The sequence below is a fragment of the Streptomyces sp. NRRL F-4489 genome, assembly GCF_001509485.1.
Taxonomy (GTDB): domain Bacteria; phylum Actinomycetota; class Actinomycetes; order Streptomycetales; family Streptomycetaceae; genus Streptomyces.
The window spans coordinates 1-16,568 of record NZ_LLZI01000027.1; the positions used below are offsets into that span (position 1 = coordinate 1).

Here is a 16,568-nt window from a genome sequence, read left to right on the forward strand (position 1 = left end):
CCCGTAGGGAAGGCGGCCGGAACGGCGGGGGCGTTACGTGCGCCGGATTACGCGTGCGGGAGGCGGTAGCGGCCGCCGCCCAGCGGCTCCACGAGGCCGTCCGAGACCAGCCCGTCGAGCGCCCGGGCCCGCTGCACCGGCTCGTCCCACACCGCGTCCAGTACGCCCTGCGGCACCGGCGTGACGGCCTCGCGCAGCACCGCCAGCAGCTTGCCGCGCACCTGGCGGTCGGTCCCCGCGTACGCCTGGGTGCGGCGCGGCGGGCCCTCGTGGACCGGCGAACCGGCCAGCCGCCACGCGCACTGCGCGGCGATCGGGCAGCGGTGGCACTCCGGGCTGCGCGCGGTGCAGACCAGCGCGCCCAGCTCCATCGTGGCCGCCGCCCAGCGGGCCGCGAGGCCCTCGTCCTCCGGGAGCAGGGCCCGGGCGAGTTTGCGTTCGGCGGCGGTGGTGGCGTTCGGCGGGTACTGGCGGCCGGTGACCGCGCGGGCGAAGACCCGCCGCACGTTGGTGTCCAGCACCGCGTGGCGCTGGCCGTAGGCGAAGGACGCGACGGCCGCGGCGGTGTATTCGCCGACGCCGGGGAGCGCCAGGAGCTGGGCGTGTTCACGGGGGACGTCGCCGCCGTGGCGCTCCTGTATGGCGGAGGCCGCGGCGTGCAGCCGTAGTGCGCGCCGGGGGTAGCCGAGCCGGCCCCAGGCGCGTACCGCCTCACCCGGCGGCTCGGCGGCGAGGTCGGCGGGGCGCGGCCAGCGGGCCAGCCACTGCTCGTACACCGGCAGCACGCGGCTGACCGGGGTCTGCTGGAGCATGAACTCGCTCACCATCACGCCCCAGGCGCCCGCCTCGGGGCGGCGCCAGGGGAGGTCGCGAGCGTGCTCGGCGAACCAGTCGGTGACCGGGCCGTGCAGCCCGGTCCCGTCCACGGCCCCCGCGGCCGGCACGGCGGCGGAGGTGTTCTCGGCGGCGGAGGACATGGCACTGGGAATGGCAGGCGTGGAAGTCATGGCATGCCGATCCTGGCACGCCCGCCCGCCACCGGGAAACGCACCCGCCCCGCCCCGCCGCGCGCCCACCCGCACGCAGGAAGGGAGGGGGGTGCCGGGCCCGTTTCGGGGCCCTTCGGGACCGCGCGCGGCGTGGCGTACGAGGATGGCGGTATGGAGGGTATGGAGGAGATGAGTGGGGCGAGTGGGGCCGGGCGCGGTGGGGCCGGCGGCGCCGGGGCCTGCCCGCCGGGGATCGTACGGGCGCTGGCCGGGCACACCACGGTGACGCTGGCCTACGCGGACCAGGACGGGCCGCAGGCGTGCGCGGTCCTCTACGCGGCCGGCCGGGCGGCGGACGGGGCGCCCGCCCTGTACTTCGTGACGGCGGCCAGCACCCGGCACGGCCGGGCCCTGGCGGAGCCGGGCGCCCGGGTGGCGTTCACGGTGCAGCGCGATGGCCAGGAATGGAGCGGCCTGACCGGTATTCAGGGGCGCGGTACCTGCCGGACGCTGCACGGCGCCGAGCGGGACGCCGGGTGGCGGACGTACACCGCCTGCTTCCCGTTCGTCACGGAGGACGAGCGGCTGCGCGCGGCCCTGGAGCGCACCGCCCTGTGGGAACTGCGCCCGGACTGGCTGCGCCTGATCGACAACGCCCAGGGCTTCGGGCACAAGGAGGAGTGGCGGGGGTAGGGGCGGACGGGCCGTTCCCAGGGGCGTTGGGTGGCAGCCACGAGGGCCGCGGATGGCCTCCGGGCCGTCTCCGGGCGGCCTCCGGACCGTCTCCGGGTCGCCTCCGGACCGTCTCCGGGCCGATGATGCGAAAAGTTGCTGCCGGAAGCGGCGGGTACTGGCCGGTGGCGGTGCTGATCTCTCGTAGAGTTTTCGCGTGGGATCACTGCGCAATCCGATCGGGCCGCTTCCGTCCTCCATCTACTGGCGGCGGAGGGCCGTTGCGCTGGCCGTCGTCGTCCTCCTGATCGCCCTGGTGGTGTGGGTCCTCACCCTGGGCGGGAGCGACCGGAAGACGGCCAACGAGGGCAAGGGCGCGCAGGGTTCCGGACCCGCTGCCTCGATCACGCCCGGGCCCGCGCCCAGTGGTCCGGCGATCGGTCAAAAGCCGGGCGGGCGCGATGAGTCGGGGTCCGGCGGGGCGTCCGGGGGTTCGGGTTCCGGTTCGGGCTCCGGGTCGGACGGCGGCTCCGGTGGCTCCGGTGGTGCCGGTGGCGCGTCCGGAACGGGCGGCGCCGCTTCCGGCGGAACCGCGATCGGCCAGCCCGCCGGCGGCGACACCGTCGCGGCAGGCCCCACCCTCCCCAACTGCTCACCCCAGACAGTGAAGTTGGACCTGCGCACCGCCAAGGACGCGTACGCATCCGACGAGAAGCCGAAGTTCGAGCTGACCGTACGGAACACGGGCGGCGCGGCCTGCAAGGTGGACCTCGGGCGCAAGGCGGCGGTGCTCACCATCACCGACACCGCGGGCGACGACCGCGTATGGGCGTCGGACGACTGCCCGTCCGGCAGCGGCCCGGCACTGCTCCAGGTGCCCGCCAAGGGCGCGGTGACCCGCACCATCGAGTGGGACCGGCGGGCCAGCGGCCCCCAGTGCGCCACCCCGAGCACGGCGGCGGTCCCGGCCGGCACGTACACGATCGAGGCGAAGGTGCCGGGGCTGGCGGCGGCCCGGACGAAGTTCGAGCTGAAGGACTGAAGGGCTGAAGGGCTGAAGGGCTGAGGCCGCGGCCCGTTCCGGGGTGGAAGGGGACCCTCCGGAAGTTCCGCCCGTAGGGGATCCGCTCAGAGCGAGCGGCGCTGGTGGCGGACGGCCCGCTGGGGAACAGTCCCCGGCATGAGGCTACTGATTCTGGGCGGTACGGAGTTCGTGGGCCGGGCGCTGGCCGAGGCGGCGGTGGCGCGCGGCTGGGATGTCACGGTCTTCCACCGGGGGCGGCACCCCGCGCCCCAGGGAGTCACCGTGCTCCACGGCGACCGACTGGCGGAGGGCGGCACGGCCGCCCTGGAGGACGGCGCGTGGGACGCCGTGGTCGATACGTGGAGCGCGGCCCCGGTCGCGGTCCGGGACACCGCCCGCCTGCTGGCCGGCCGGGTCGGACGGTACGCGTACATCTCCACCTGCTCCGTCTACGCCTTCCCGCCCGTGGAGCGGATCAGCGAGGCGGCGGCCGTGGTGGACGGTTCGCCGGACGACACCGGGGCCGAGGACTACGCGCGCGCCAAACGGGGCGGTGAGCTGGCGGTGAGCGAGGCGTTCGGCGACGACCGGGCGCTGTTCGTCCGCGCCGGGCTGATCCTCGGCCCGTACGAGAACATCGGGCGGCTGCCGTGGTGGCTGAACAGGATCGCGCGCGGCGGGCCGGTCCTGGCGCCGGGGCCGCGCGACCTGGCGTTGCAGTACATCGACGCCCGCGACCTCGCCGAGTGGACCCTGGACGCCGTACGGGACGGCAGGTCCGGGCCGTACAACCTGGTCAGCGAGCCGGGCCACGCCACCATGGGCGAACTGCTGGAGGGCTGCGCCCGGGTGACCGGCGGCACGGCGGACCTGCGCTGGACGGCGCCCGAGGCCATCCTCGCGGCGGGCATCGAGCCCTGGACCGAACTGCCGGTCTGGCTGCCGCCGGGCGACGTCTACGACGCCCTCCACGGCAGTGACGTCACCAAGGCCCTCGCCACCGGCCTCCGCTGCCGCCCCCTCACCGAAACCCTCACCGACACCTGGACCTGGCTCCAGTCCATCGGCGGCACAGCCCCTCAACGCCCGGACCGGCCGACGGTCGGCCTCCCGGAGGAGAAGGAGGCGGGGGTGTTGGGGCGGGGGTAGGGGGCCCGCCCCGGGGCGCGCCGAGGGACGTTGCGGCACCTGCCGACGCTGGTGTGCAGGTGGCCCATGTGGCCCGCGTTCAGTGGAGGGTGAGGTGCTGGCCTGGGGTGATCCGGTTCGGGTCGGATCCGATGACGGTCTTGTTCTTCTCGTACAGGGTCTTCCAGGGCTCGCCGTGGATGTTGCCGATGCTGCTGAGGGTGTCCCCGGGGCGTACGAGGTAGGGGCCGGTGCGGGGAGCGGTCGGCTTGCCGGTGGGCGGGTCCGCTGCCGTCGTTCGGTCGGCGCAGGCGGTGGGGGCCGTAGCGGAGGGCCGGGCCGGCACGGGGGTGAGGGGGGTGCAGACCGGGGTGGCCGCCCCGATGAGTTCCACGAGTCCTACGCCGCCGGCGGGCGGGACGATATGCGACCAGTTGTTGGCCAGCCAGACATTGCCGGACTGGTCGATCTGCACGGCCGTGAGGTGCTGGATGGCCTTGTTCCGGAAGCCCTGCCGGGGCGAGAGGACGGTGCCGGTGGTGCTGCCGGGCGGGCAGGCGGCGGTGTCGGCGCCGCAGAGCGTCCATACGCCCGGGGTGAGGAAGCCGGCGACCCACACGCGGTCGGATCCGTCGACGGCCACCGACCAGGGGAGGGTCTTCTCGGGCAGTTTGTACACGCCCGCGACGCTCCCGTTGGGCCGCAGTTGCGTGACCGTGCTGTTGAAGTAGCTGTTGACCCAGGCGTTGTTCCTGGAGTCGATGGCGATGGACAGCGGCCATTTGAAGGAGTCGCTCTCGATGGGCGAGGCCGCCGTGGGCCTGAAGTCGGGCCCGATCACGGTGACGCTGCCGCCGAACTTCCCGATCAGGGGCGCCAGGGGGGTGTTCACCAGCCGGGCGCCGCCGAGTCCGGCGTTGCTGACCCAGGCCCGCCCGTAACCGTCGATCTGGACGGCGAACGGATGGTTGAGGCCGCCGCCGGTGATGGTGATCGCCTTGGACGGGTCGCCGTGCGGGTAGACGACCACATTGCCCTGGCCCGGTGCGGTCTCCAGGCCGAAGTTGTTCGCGATCCACACATTGCCCCGCCGGTCCACGGCGATGCCCTGGGGGTGGCGGAGCCCGCCGTTCCGCCATCCTTCGGGAGGTGACAGCGGTCTGCCCGTGGCCGAGTAGTGCGCCACCGCGTTGCCGCCGTAGCTGCTCATCCACACGGAGCCGTCCGGGGCGACGGCGGCACCCCAGTCACCGCCCTTCATGCCACCGCCCCCGATCGGGCTGCCCAGGATCGGGCGGCCCGCCGGGTCGAGCACGCTGATGTACGGGGTGGGCTTGCGGGTGCCCGGCAACCAGTTGTTGGACGCCCACGCGTTGCCCTTCGCGTCGAAGGCGATGCGGCCGGGGGCGTACAGATCGGTGCCGGTGTAGCGCAGCGCCAGGATCCAGCCCGTGGGAGCGGCGGTGAGCGCGGGGGCGTAGTGGCTGGCGGCGCGCGCCAGTCCGTAGAGCCCGGCCGGGGACAGCGCGGGGTTGCGGGCCAGGTTGGCCACCGCCTGCACGGTGTCTGCGGGAGGCGTACCGCCGGGAGGAGTCGCCAGCCGCAGCAGGGTCCCGCAGCGGGTCGTGTCCGTGACGCAGAGGGAGACCAGGTTGGCGAGGGTGTTGAGGGTGGCGAGGGTTTCGTTGCCCTTGCCGTTGTCGGCGTTGGTGACCACCCCGCCGGGCTTGCCGGTGACCGGATCGGCGAGGTTGAACGCCGTCGCCGCGGCGTTCTGCAGCCCCGGGCCCGGCCCGGCCACACCGCGGGGGCCGCTGAACTGGGCCAGGGCGTAGGTGGCGGCGACGGTGGTGAGTTCGTTGACCCGTACCCGGCTCAACGTCCGGGCGGGAACCGCGCCGCCCTCGCCGACCGCCACCACCGAACGCAGCCGCAGCCGGCGGGCGTTGGCCGGCGTGGCCTCCACGTACAGCACCCCGGCAGCGGGCCGGGCGTAGGAGATGGCGAACGAGCCGGTGGCGTCGGTCGTCGCGCGGCCCAGTTCCCTGACCCCTGAGCGGGAGCCGGCGAAGAGCGTGACCTGGGCTCCTCGAAGCGGCGCGCCCGCGCCGGTGACGGTGCCGTGCAACGGGCCCGGCGCGGCGCCGATCGAGGGGGCCGGGACGTTCGCCACACCCGCGACCATGGCCGCCGCGGCTCCGGCTGCGGCGGAAATCCCCAGCGCGGACGCCGTGCGCCTCCGCCTCCGGGGGCGACGGGCAGACGCTGACCTGCGGGCGGATATGCCGGACGAGCCCATGGCTGGTGAACCTTTCGCTGGAGTAGTCGGCTCGGCGGCCGAGCCGCCGGCATGCGGTGGCCCCGGGAGACCCGCCCGGGGCCACCTTCACGCCGGCACCACGCCGCCTTGCGAGGGCGCGGGCGGGGGTCAGGTGCGGGGTGCGGTGTGCCTATCGCGGTGGCGGTCCGGCCGCGGCTTCCCCGGTGCCGGGAAGCGTGCGGTCGACCTCCGGCACCCGCAGCGCGAACCAGCCGACCCTGATCCCGAACAGCCAGACCACCCCGAGATACAGCCCCTCGCCGACCTGCCGCATCTCGTCGCGTACGCCGCGGGCGGCGAGGGAGATCTTGGAGTAGTCGATGACGATGCATTCCCTCTCGTCCATCAGGCTCGGGCCCTTGTAGACCTGAGCCTGGATGGCGAGCACGTCGAACGAGGTCATCCGGTTGCTCAGATAGCCGTCGGGGTCGAAGACCTTGCCCCGCCAGACGGCCGCACGCACCAGCCGGGCGAGGGGGCGGGCGATCCGGCCGCCTCCCCACCGCACGATGCCGGTGCCCTCGGTCGGACCCTTGGGGACGTCACCGGCCGGGCTCCTGCCGAAGAGTTCCACGAGGCCCTCGTCGCCGGCATTGAGCAGGTCGACCTCGGTGAGTGCCACAATCGTCCTCCTGACGGTCGCGGGAACCGTTGCCCGTGCGGCACCAAGGCCGCGCTCACGCAGGCACGAAACCGTGCCGCGTACACGAAGCCGTGCCGCGTACACGAACCCGTGCCGCGTACACGAAGCCGTGCCGCGTACACGAAGCCGTGCCGCGTACACGAACCCGTGCCGCGTACGGCGCGAGCGGCAAGGCACAGCTCCGGATGAGGCCACGACCCAGGCCGTCCGTCCGGGAGGCCGTGAGCGATCCTGCGGAATCCAGCGCGCACGCGCTGCGGGCTCGCTATACGAGCTTCGCCGCACTCAACCGCACGCCACTACCGCTGTTGGGCCAATCAGGGGCGGCACCCAACCGCCCGCCGAGCCCGGAGCCGTGAGCGGGCCATCGCCACGCGCCGGCCGCTGATGGGGAGACGCGACTCCCGGGGCGCGCCGGAGGGATCATTTCTCAGTCTTGCGCGGCCAGCGGCGCGAGGAGGCTGTCGACGACGCGGCGGACCTTCGCGGCCGCCGTGTCGTCGCCCAGGCGCATCGCGGTGTTCGCGGCGGTGAGCACGGCGTCGATCTGGAACGCGGTGAGGTCGGCATCGAGGCCGGCACTCGTCCCCGCGTCATCGACGGCGTGTCGCAGCTCGGTGGCGATGCGGTCGCGCCAGGCCCGTTGGTGGCCGGCCAGCATGTCCCGCACCGGGCCCGGCCGGCTGTCGAACTCGGGCAGGTTCGCCGCCCAGAAGCAACCGCCCGGGAACAGCGGCTGCTCGGCGTAGGCGAGCCAGTGCTCGACCAGGGCGCGCAGCCGCTCGGCGCCCTGGGGTCGGGCCAGCGCGGGGCGGATCACGGCCTCCTCGAAGGTCTCGCGCGCCGCCTCGATCACGGCCAGTTGGAGCTTCTCCTTCGTGGCGAAGAGCGTCTGGACGCTGCTCTTGCGCACGTTCAGGTCCGTCGCGAGCCGACCGAAGCTGAGCCCGTCGAGCCCGTCCAACGACGCCGTGTCGACGGCGTGCCGCACGATCGTCCGTCGCGACCGCAGACCTCGAAGCAGGCGCCCGTCCTGCACATCCTCGCTCACCGGCCTCATTGTGCCACCCCCTTGCAGAATACGTACGTACGACCGTATGTTTTCTGCGTGAACACCCATCAGATGTTCGAGCTCGCCCAGGCACTGGCGCACGCCAAGAGCCGTCAGGACCTGCCCGCGGCGCTCCGGCTCCTGCACCGGGACGTACTGCTGGAGTCGCCACCCTTCGGCACCAAGGCCCGCGGCCTGCCCGACAACGAGAAGGCGCTGGCACGCTTCTTCGCGTCCTTCCCCGACTACGAGGTCACCCTCGACGGGCACGCCGGCAACGACGACACCCTGGTCTGCTGGGGAACGGCACGCATGACCATGACCGGTGACCGGTTCGGCGCGACGCCCAACGGCAGGCGCGCCGAACTCCCGGTGTTCCTCCAGTTCACCTTCGCTGACGGCCTGATCGCCGGCGAGCGGTTCTTCCTCGACCTCGCGGAGCTGTGCGCCCAGTCGGGCGTCTCCACCGACCAGGTCCGGCACACCCTGCTGGGAGGCAGCGCATGACCCCCGACCCCCGCACGAAGACCATCGGCGAGATCACCACGCGCCACCTGTTCGACCTCGTCGTCGACCTGAGCCCCCGACTGGACTTCGGCACCGGCCCGCTCGGCCGCAGAACTCTCTTCGGCGACACGGGAGGCACCTTCCACGGACCGCGCCTGCACGGCGACGTGCTCCCGATCGGCGGCGACTGGGCACTGTTCCGCCCCGACGGGACGATGTCGCTGGACGTGCGCCTCACCCTGCGGACCCACGACGGCGCCCTGGTGTACATGACCTACGGCGGCCGCTGGGTCACCCCGCCCGAATTGCGGGCCGATATCGCCGATCCGGCCAAGAGGTACGACATCGACCCGGCCCGCTACTACTTCCGCACCAACCCGCTTTTCGAGACCGGATCGCAGGAGTACGCCTGGCTGAACGACATCGTCTGCGTCGGAGCGGGTTACCTCGTCGAAGGCGGGATCGCCTACAAGGTCGCCCAGGTCGAATGAGCGCCGAAGGCCGAAGGATTGTCAGGACGATCCGCTTCGGTGATCGATAGGAGCGCGGGCGGCAGGGGGGCCCGACGCTGCAGATGCTGATGCCGGTTCCTGCGATGGCGGGACCCACCCAGGGAGAAGTGCCCATGCCGACTTCGCAACGCACCATGCCGGTGGCGGGTCCGCGGCTTCCGATCCGTTCGACCTGCGGGGTGCGGTGCGGGGCACCGCGCGACGACTGCCCGGTCTGCCTGGAAGAGCGGGGGTCGGGGCCGGGGCGGGCGCGGGCGCCCTTACGGGGCGTGCGAACGGATCCCGTAAGGGGCGCGAGCGCCCCCTGCGGGGTCCCAACGCGGCGTAGGGCGCGGGTATTCCCGAGCCGTGACGGGGCGGGGGCGCGGGGGCGGAGCCCCGGGGCCGGCCGCCGCGAGGCGGGCGGTATCCCCCAGGGGGCATGCGAACGGATCCCGTAAGGGACCCGAAGCCCCCCTACGGGACCTCAACGGCGGTGGGAGGGGCGGGTATTCCCGGGCAGACGTACCGGGTACTTCCGAGTCAGACGTACCAGGTATTCCCGGGGCGGACGTACCGGGTATTCCCGGGTCAGACCTACCGGGTATCCCCGAGTCAGACGTACCGTTCCAGGATGGAGGACTCGGCCAGGCGGGAGAGGCCCTCGCGGACGGAGCGGGCGCGGGTCTCGCCGACGCCTTCCACCGCCTGGAGGTCGTCGACGCTGGCGGCGAGGAGTTTCTGGAGGCCGCCGAAGTGGTCGACCAGGCGGTCGATGACGGCGCCCGGCAGGCGGGGGACCTTCGCCAGGAGGCGGAAGCCGCGGGGGGAGACGGCGGAGTCCAGGGTCTCCATCGAGCCGCTGTAGCCCAACGCCCGCGCCACGATGGGGAGTTCGAGGAGTTCGGTGTGGGTGAGGGCGTCCAGCTCGGCCAGCGCCTCGGCGACCGTGCGGGAGCGCTTGGCGGTCGGCTCGGGGACGTAGTCGCGGGCCACCAGCTCCCGCTCCGGCTCGACGCCCGCGATCAGCTCCTCCAGCTGGAGGGCCAGCAGGCGGCCGTCCGTGCCCAGCTCGACGACGTACTCGGCGATCTCGGTGGCGATCCGGCGGACCATCTCCAGCCGCTGGGCGACCGCGGAGACGTCCCGGACCGTCACCAGATCCTCGATCTCCAGCGCGGAGAGCGTGCCGGCGACCTCGTCCAGCCGGAGCTTGTAGCGCTCCAGGGTGGCCAGCGCCTGATTGGCGCGGGAGAGGATCGCCGCGGACTCCTCCAGTACGCGCCGCTCGCCGTCCACGTACAGCGCGATCAGCCGCATCGACTGGCTGACCGAGATCACCGGGAAGTTGGTCTGGATGGAGACCCGCTGGGCGGTGCGGTGGCGGGTGCCGGTCTCCTCGGTGGGGATGGACGCGTCCGGCACCAGCTGGACACCGGCCCGCAGGATCTTGGTGATGTCCTTGTCGAGGACCAGCGCGCCGTCGAGCTTGCACAGCTCCCGCAGACGGGTCGCGGTGAACTCGACGTCCAGCACGAACCCGCCCGTGCACATCGACTCGACGGTCTTGTCGAAGCCCAGGACGATCAGGCCGCCCGTATTGCCGCGGAGGATCCGCTCCAGGCCGTCCCGCAGGGCGGTGCCGGGCGCGACGGCGCTCAGCGAGGCGCGCATCAGGCTCTCGGTGCCGGTCCCCGCGGACCTGCCGGGAGACGACGCCCGGTCGTTGGCTGCCACTGCACTCCTCCGTCGCATGTCTGTCGGTCCGCAGGCCGCCCGGCCGGAGCCGCGGCGCGTACCAGAGGAGGGTATCCAGGAGCTACGCGGCCTGCGGCGGAGACGGCGGTGACGGGCGAGACCGGGGCAAAGTCTACCGGCGCGCGCCCTCCTCCCGCGGGGCCTCCCGCCGCACCCGCTTGGGCAGCACGGTCAGCGCCTCGCCGACGTCCGCGACCTCCAGGACCCGCATCCCGTCCGGGATCCGCCCGGGGTCGGACGGGACGAGCGCGTGCGTGAAGCCGAGCCGGGCGGCCTCGGACAGCCGGCGCTGCACACCCGTCACCCGCCGGACCTCGCCGGCCAGCCCCACCTCGCCGATCGCGACCAGATTCTTCGGCAGCGGGGTGTCACTGGCCGCGCTGGCCAGCGCCAGGGCCACCGCGAGATCCGCGGCCGGCTCGCTGAGCTTCACCCCGCCGACCGTGGCGCTGTAGATGTCGCGCTTGCCGAGCGCGCTGATCCGGCCGCGCTGCTCCAGCACGGCCAGCATCATCGACACCCGGGACGTCTCCAGCCCGGACGTCGTACGCCGCGGGGAGGGGATCTGGGAGTCGACGGTGAGCGCCTGCACCTCGGCGACCAGGGGGCGGCGGCCCTCCAGCGTCACCGTCAGGCACGTCCCCGGCACCGGCTCGGCGCGGCGCGTCAGGAAGAGGCCCGAGGGGTCGGCCAGGCCCGTGATCCCCTCGTCGTGCAGCTCGAAGCAGCCGACCTCATCCGTGGTGCCGTAGCGGTTCTTCACCCCGCGGACGAGGCGGAGCCGGGCGTGCCGGTCGCCCTCGAAGTGCAGCACCACGTCCACCAGGTGCTCCAGCAGGCGCGGGCCGGCGATCGCGCCGTCCTTGGTGACGTGGCCCACCAGGAGCGTGGACATCCCGCGCTCCTTCGACGCCCGGATCAGCGCCCCGGCGACCTCGCGGACCTGCGCCATCCCGCCCGGCGCGCCGTCGATCTCCGGCGAGGCGACGGTCTGCACGGAATCCAGGATCAGCAGGGACGGCTTGACCGTGTCGAGGTGGCCGAGCACGGCGGAGAGGTCGGTCTCGGCGGCCAGATAGAGATCGTCGTCGAGCGCGCCGATGCGGTCGGCGCGCAGCCGCACCTGGCTCGCGGACTCCTCGCCGGTGACGTAGAGGGTGCGGTGCTCGGCGGAGGCGGCCTTGGCGGCGACGTCCAGGAGGAGGGTGGACTTGCCGACGCCGGGCTCGCCGGCCAGCAGCACCACCGCGCCGGGGACCAGCCCGCCGCCCAGCACGCGGTCCAGCTCCGGCACGCCCGTGGAGCGGGCGGCGGCCTGCTGCCCGTCGACCTGGCCGATGGGGAGGGCGGCGGTGGTGACCCGGCCGGGCGCGGTGGTGCGCACCGCGGGGGCGGCGCCGTACTCCTCGACCGTGCCCCACGCCTGGCACTCCGGGCAGCGGCCGAGCCACTTGGCGGTGGTCCAGCCGCACTCGGTGCAGCGGTACGAGGGGCGCTCCTTGGCCGACGATTTGCGAGTTGCCATGACGCCACCGTAGCGGCGGGGTCTGACAGCGGGCTCCGGCAGCGGGGCCGGAGCGCGGGCTCTCGCGGCGGGCGGGGCCGTCCGGCGGTCGGCCGCGATGGTCGGTCGCGGCGGTCGGCCGCGGCGAGGGGGCGCGTGCGCCGGGCGCGTCTGCGCGGCCACCTAGCAGATCCGTGTCCCCTTTTGAGGGAGATGGTCACCCGTACGGGTTAAAAGTGACCCTCCTGCGCGGGAGCGGCTGCATCATCCCCCTACCGTCGCCGGGGTGATGAGCAGCAGGCCCGAGCACCCTACGCACACCACCGGCGCACTCCGGTCGCATGCCGCCGCGCCGCACCGGCGCCGGCCGCCGGCCGACGACGGGCCCGGCCGCCCCCGGCACCGGGACCGCGACGCGCACCGGGAGCGCCCCGAGCCCGCAGACCGCTACGAACCCTGGCCCGAGGACCGCTACGAACCCTGGCTGGACGGGCTGTTCACCTACTGCCTGTCCGTGCTGTGCGAGCACGACACGGCGGCCGCCGTCCTCGGCGAGACGCTGGCGCTCGCCGAGCGGCAGCACGGGCGGCGCCCCGCCGACCCCGCCCTCTTCGGCCCCTGGCTCTACGCCCTGGCCCGCTGGGCGTGCCTGCGGCGGCTGGCGGAGCCGGTGGCGGAGACGGTGGCGGAGACGGCCGGTGCCCTCGCGCCCGATGACGGTGACGAGCCCCAGGGCGCCGCCCCCGGCGCCCCACCCGAGCCCGCCGCCCCGGAGGCCGATGCCGCCCCCGACCCCGTCGACGCGGCCGACCCCGCCGCCCCCGACCACCGCCGCGAACTCGCCGCCCTCGCCTGGCCCGAGGCCGCCGGCACCACCCCCGAGCAGCGCGAGGTCCTGGAGCTGTCGGTCCGCCACCGCCTCACCCCGGACGCGATCGCCGCCGTCACCGGCGCCGAGCCCGCCGCCACCCGCACCCTGCTGGCCGCCGCCTCCTGCGAGGTCGAGCGGACCAGCGCGGCGCTGGCGGTGGTCGAGTTCGGGCGATGTCCGGACGTGGCCCGGCTGGCCGGCGACGGCCAGATGCTGCTGGGCGCCGCGCTCCGCCGCGAGCTGGTGCGCCATGTCGACGACTGCGCCGAATGCCGCCGGACCGCCGAACGCGCCACCGCCGCCGGCCCCTGGCCCGGCACCGCGCCCGCCGACCACGGCGCGCTGCCGCTGGTCCCCGCCGACCGGCCGGCGGTCGCCGCGGCCCTGGCGGCGGCCCGCGCGGCCCGTTCCGGACGCGCCGAGGGCGTGCCCGGGGCCGTCCCTGTACGGGGCGGCCGGAGCGGTGGAGCAAACGGTTCTCCACGCTACGACCGCAGCGGATTCCCCCGCGTCCCCACCGACCGGACCGCCCGCCGCCGCCGGCTCCGCAACCGGGCGCTGACCACCACCCTGGTGGCCACGGTGCTGGCCGCGCCCGTACTCGCGCTCTGGGCCGCGTACCGGAACGCCCCCGAGGCCGGCGAGTCCGGCGTCCTGCCCACGGTGTCCGCCAACGACGCCGCCGGGGACGCCGAGGGGCCCGGCGGCGGTGACGGGGTCAACGGCCGGCGGCTGGCCGGCGGCCGTTACGAGAACGCGGGCAGCGCCCGGACGTCGTCGCCTCGGCCGGGCGCCCGGGAAGGTGACGATGCGTCAGGCAAGGGGGACGCGGCGGGTGATGCGGGTGCCCCCGGCGACCCCGGCGCCTCGGATGTGGCGGTCTCGGTGCTGAGCGCGCCCACCGGCCCGCCGCCGACCCCCGGCGGGCGGGAGGAGCGCGGCCCCGGCCGGCTGACCGTCGCCGCGGAGCCGGCCGCCGGCACCACGGTCATCACGATCAGCGCCTCCGGCGGCACCCCGGTCCGCTGGCGGGCGACCGCGGGCGCGCCCTGGCTCCAGATGAGCCACACCGCCGGGCAGCTGCGGCCCGGCCAGTCCACCACGATCACCGTCTACGTGGACCACGACCGCGAACCCGAGGGCCACTGGCGGTCGGTGATCACCATCGAACCGGGCGGCACGGTCATCACGCTGGACGGCCACGGGGCCACCGATCCGGCGCCGGGGCCGGGCCCCGGGCCGGGCCACCACCCCTCGCCGCGGCCCTCCCCGCGGCCGAGCGGGCCGGGGCCGGCGGGGCCGACGCCGGCGCCTTCGCCGTCGCAGAGCGCGGGTGGGCCGGGCGGCCCGGGCGGCCCGGGCGGGCCGTCGCCTGCGGCGGGGGCGCACGGGAGGTGACGCCGGGGGGCGGGCCCGCACGGGAGGTGACGCCGGGGGGCGGGCCCTCTCGCGGTCGGCCCCTGCCCCCCGGACCTCTTACTCCTCGTCGGCCGTGCCCCCCGGTGCCCCCGCGCCCGGCTTCGGATCCGCCGGATGCGGTGCCAGCGGCAGTTCCGACGCCAGGCGCTGGACGCACAGTTCGGCGAGCTTGGCGTACCCGGCCGGGCCCATCAGCTCGGTCAGCTCCGGCTTGTACGTGACGTAGACGGGCTCGCCGGCACCGTGCGCCGAGGTCGCCGACGTGCACCACCAGTGCAGGTCGTGGCCGCCCGGCCCCCAGCCGCGCCGGTCGTACTCGCCGATGGTGACCTGGAGGATCTGGGTGTCGTCCGGCCGGTCGATCCAGTCGTAGGTGCGCCGCACCGGCAGCTGCCAGCACACGTCCGGCTTGGTCTCCAGCGGCTCGCGGCCCTCCCGCAGCGCGAGGATGTGCAGTGAGCAGCCGGCGCCGCCCGCGAAGCCGGGGCGGTTCTGGAAGATGCAGGAGCCCTTCCAGCGGCGCGTCTGCCGCTCGCCGTCCTCGTCCTCCTCGGTCCAGCCGGACGCCGTGCCGACGTCGTGGAACTGCCACAGCTCCGGCGTCAGCCGCGCCACATGCCCCGCGACGCGCTCCTCGTCCTCCTCGTCGGAGAAGTGCGCGCCCAGCGTGCAGCAGCCGTCGTCCGCCCGGCCCGCCTGGATACCCTGGCAGCCGCTGCCGAAAATGCAGGTCCAGCGGGACGTCAGCCACGTCAGGTCGCAGCGGAAGATCTGCTCGTCGTCCGCCGGGTCCGGGAACGTGACCCAGGCGCGGGCGAAGTCGAGACCGACCTCGTCGGCCGGAGCCCCGTCACCGGACCGCGCCGCCGCCGCTGCCTGCGCGCGTCGCTTTTCTTCCTTCTTCAGGGCTTTTACGTGCTTCGCCTGTTTCGTCTTTGCCACGGGGTCCAGCGTACGGCCGGCGCCGGGCGTCTCCGGTCGCGGCAGTAGGTTTCCCCGTATGAGACTCGGTGTCCTCGATGTGGGGTCGAACACGGTCCACCTCCTGGTGGTCGACGCACACCCCGGCGCGCGCCCGCTGCCCGCCTACTCGCACAAGGCGGAGCTGCGCCTGGCCGAACTCCTCGACGCGGACGGCGCCATAAGCGACGACGGCGTGCACCGCCTGATCGCCACCGTCCGCGAGGCGATGCGGGTCGCCGAGGACAAGGGCGTCGAGGACGTCCTGCCGTTCGCCACCTCCGCGATCCGCGAGGCCACCAACGGCGAGGACGTGCTCCGCCGCCTCGCCGACGACACCGGGGTGACGCTCCAGGTCCTCTCCGGCGAGGACGAGGCGCGGCTCACCTTCCTCGCCGCCCGCCGCTGGCTCGGCTGGTCCGCCGGGCGGCTGCTCGTCCTCGACATCGGCGGCGGCTCGCTGGAGATCGCCTACGGGCTGGACGAGGACCCGGACGTCGCGGTGTCCCTGCCGTACGGCGCCGGGCGGCTCACGGCCGCCGAGCTTCCGGCCGATCCGCCGGACCCCGACGACGTACGGGCGCTGCGGCGGCGGGTGCGGGCCGGGATCGCGCGGGTGGTGAGCGACTTCGCGCGGCACGGGGCGCCGGATCAGGTCGTGGGGACGTCGAAGACGTTCAAGGCGCTGGCGCGGATCGCGGGGGCGGCGCGGTCGTCGGAGGGGCTGTACGTCCAGCGGGAGCTGCCGCGGAAGACGCTGGAGGAGTGGGTGCCGCGGCTTGCGCAGATGAGTGCGCGGGAGCGGGCCGGGCTGCCGGGGGTGTCGGAGGGGCGGGCGCGGCAGTTGCTCGCGGGGGCGCTGGTGGCGGAGGCGGCGATGGATTTGTTCGGGGTGGAGACGTTGGAGGTGTGTCCTTGGGCGTTGCGGGAGGGGGTGATTCTGCGGCGGCTGGATCACCTTCCGTAGTGGGTCGTTCCGCCGGACCCGCGCGGTGCGTGGTTGCTCGCCGTGGCGGCGGGTGGGTTGTTTGTGGTCGCCCCACGTTGTTGTGTGCGGCGCCGTGGTTGCTTGCGGTGGCCTCGCCTACGCGGCGGTGGTGGGGGGCGGAGGGGCTGCCCCGGACCCCGTCCTCGGTGCGGGCGCATCTGGTCCGTGCGATGACGAATACCCCGCGGTTCGCTCCAGATCCTGCGGGCGGGGTCCGGGACATCCCCTCCGCCCCGGCCCGGT

14 protein-coding genes are annotated in these 16,568 nt (G+C 74.4%); 7 read left to right on the forward strand and 7 right to left on the reverse strand.

What is annotated here, in order from left to right:
• Positions 1-47: 47 nt before the first annotated feature.
• The gene (locus ADL22_RS04545; protein ID WP_066974096.1) at positions 48-1,007 is read right to left on the reverse strand and encodes an A/G-specific adenine glycosylase; all 960 of its coding nucleotides are present in this window, start codon (positions 1,005-1,007) and stop codon (positions 48-50) included.
• Between the two features lie 153 nt (positions 1,008-1,160).
• On the opposite strand from ADL22_RS04545, the gene ADL22_RS04550 reads away from it, so the two are divergent.
• From ADL22_RS04550 to ADL22_RS04560, 3 genes are all read left to right on the forward strand, one after another.
• Positions 1,161-1,682 (forward strand): pyridoxamine 5'-phosphate oxidase family protein, encoded by a 522-nt coding sequence (locus ADL22_RS04550; RefSeq protein ID WP_234430537.1) that lies wholly within the window; start codon positions 1,161-1,163, stop codon positions 1,680-1,682.
• 196 nt (positions 1,683-1,878) lie between these two features.
• The gene (locus ADL22_RS04555; protein ID WP_066974098.1) at positions 1,879-2,703 is read left to right on the forward strand and encodes a hypothetical protein; all 825 of its coding nucleotides are present in this window, start codon (positions 1,879-1,881) and stop codon (positions 2,701-2,703) included.
• 138 nt (positions 2,704-2,841) lie between these two features.
• A complete protein-coding gene (locus tag ADL22_RS04560; protein WP_066974099.1) occupies positions 2,842-3,834 on the forward strand; it encodes an NAD-dependent epimerase/dehydratase family protein in 993 nt (330 codons plus the stop codon).
• 79 nt (positions 3,835-3,913) lie between these two features.
• Here the strand turns inward: ADL22_RS04560 and ADL22_RS36605 are convergent, their stop codons facing one another.
• The 3 genes from ADL22_RS36605 to ADL22_RS04575 form a co-directional block, all read right to left on the reverse strand.
• Positions 3,914-5,986, reverse strand: coding sequence for a LysM peptidoglycan-binding domain-containing protein (locus tag ADL22_RS36605; protein WP_267890142.1), 2,073 nt, complete (start codon positions 5,984-5,986; stop codon positions 3,914-3,916).
• Between the two features lie 277 nt (positions 5,987-6,263).
• The gene (locus tag ADL22_RS04570; protein WP_066974101.1) at positions 6,264-6,755 is read right to left on the reverse strand and encodes a hypothetical protein; all 492 of its coding nucleotides are present in this window, start codon (positions 6,753-6,755) and stop codon (positions 6,264-6,266) included.
• Between the two features lie 451 nt (positions 6,756-7,206).
• Positions 7,207-7,827 (reverse strand): TetR family transcriptional regulator C-terminal domain-containing protein, encoded by a 621-nt coding sequence (locus ADL22_RS04575; RefSeq protein WP_234430538.1) that lies wholly within the window; start codon positions 7,825-7,827, stop codon positions 7,207-7,209.
• Positions 7,828-7,884: 57 nt separating this feature from the next.
• Here ADL22_RS04575 and ADL22_RS04580 point away from each other — a divergent pair, with 57 nt between their 5' ends.
• Both ADL22_RS04580 and ADL22_RS04585 read left to right on the forward strand, forming a co-directional pair.
• Positions 7,885-8,334, forward strand: a complete 450-nt coding sequence (locus ADL22_RS04580) for an ester cyclase (protein WP_199836211.1) — start codon at positions 7,885-7,887, stop codon at positions 8,332-8,334.
• A complete protein-coding gene (locus ADL22_RS04585; RefSeq protein ID WP_066974104.1) occupies positions 8,331-8,825 on the forward strand; it encodes a DUF3237 domain-containing protein in 495 nt (164 codons plus the stop codon). The genes ADL22_RS04580 and ADL22_RS04585 overlap by 4 nt, the downstream gene beginning before the upstream one ends.
• 615 nt (positions 8,826-9,440) lie before the next feature.
• Here ADL22_RS04585 and disA read toward each other — a convergent pair.
• Positions 9,441-10,562, reverse strand: coding sequence for a DNA integrity scanning diadenylate cyclase DisA (gene disA, locus ADL22_RS04590; protein WP_066974105.1), 1,122 nt, complete (start codon positions 10,560-10,562; stop codon positions 9,441-9,443).
• A gap of 133 nt (positions 10,563-10,695) precedes the next feature.
• Positions 10,696-12,108 (reverse strand): DNA repair protein RadA, encoded by a 1,413-nt coding sequence (radA, locus tag ADL22_RS04595; RefSeq protein ID WP_066974106.1) that lies wholly within the window; start codon positions 12,106-12,108, stop codon positions 10,696-10,698.
• 268 nt (positions 12,109-12,376) lie between these two features.
• Here radA and ADL22_RS04600 point away from each other — a divergent pair, with 268 nt between their 5' ends.
• Positions 12,377-14,356 carry a BACON domain-containing protein gene (locus ADL22_RS04600; RefSeq protein WP_066974107.1) on the forward strand — a complete coding sequence of 660 codons (1,980 nt, stop codon included), beginning with the start codon at positions 12,377-12,379 and terminating at the stop codon, positions 14,354-14,356.
• Positions 14,357-14,434: 78 nt separating this feature from the next.
• Here ADL22_RS04600 and ADL22_RS04605 read toward each other — a convergent pair whose 3' ends face one another.
• Positions 14,435-15,319: a hypothetical protein gene (locus ADL22_RS04605; protein WP_066974108.1), complete on the reverse strand. Its 885-nt coding sequence runs from the start codon at positions 15,317-15,319 to the stop codon at positions 14,435-14,437.
• A 58-nt stretch (positions 15,320-15,377) separates the two neighbouring features.
• On the opposite strand from ADL22_RS04605, the gene ADL22_RS04610 reads away from it, so the two are divergent.
• Positions 15,378-16,304: a Ppx/GppA phosphatase family protein gene (locus ADL22_RS04610; RefSeq protein ID WP_066974109.1), complete on the forward strand. Its 927-nt coding sequence runs from the start codon at positions 15,378-15,380 to the stop codon at positions 16,302-16,304.
• The last annotated feature ends 264 nt before the right edge of the window (positions 16,305-16,568 follow it).

Coding starts and splice junctions, on each gene's coding strand:
- ADL22_RS04560 (WP_066974099.1), top strand. CDS start 2,842: ATGAGGCTACTGATTCTGGGCGGTACGGAGTTCGTGGGCCGGGCGCTG.
- ADL22_RS04585 (WP_066974104.1), top strand. CDS start 8,331: ATGACCCCCGACCCCCGCACGAAGACCATCGGCGAGATCACCACGCGC.
- ADL22_RS04610 (WP_066974109.1), top strand. CDS start 15,378: ATGAGACTCGGTGTCCTCGATGTGGGGTCGAACACGGTCCACCTCCTG.
- ADL22_RS04545 (WP_066974096.1), bottom strand. CDS start 1,007: ATGACTTCCACGCCTGCCATTCCCAGTGCCATGTCCTCCGCCGCCGAG.
- ADL22_RS04550 (WP_234430537.1), top strand. CDS start 1,161: ATGGAGGGTATGGAGGAGATGAGTGGGGCGAGTGGGGCCGGGCGCGGT.
- radA (WP_066974106.1), bottom strand. CDS start 12,108: ATGGCAACTCGCAAATCGTCGGCCAAGGAGCGCCCCTCGTACCGCTGC.
- ADL22_RS04600 (WP_066974107.1), top strand. CDS start 12,377: ATGAGCAGCAGGCCCGAGCACCCTACGCACACCACCGGCGCACTCCGG.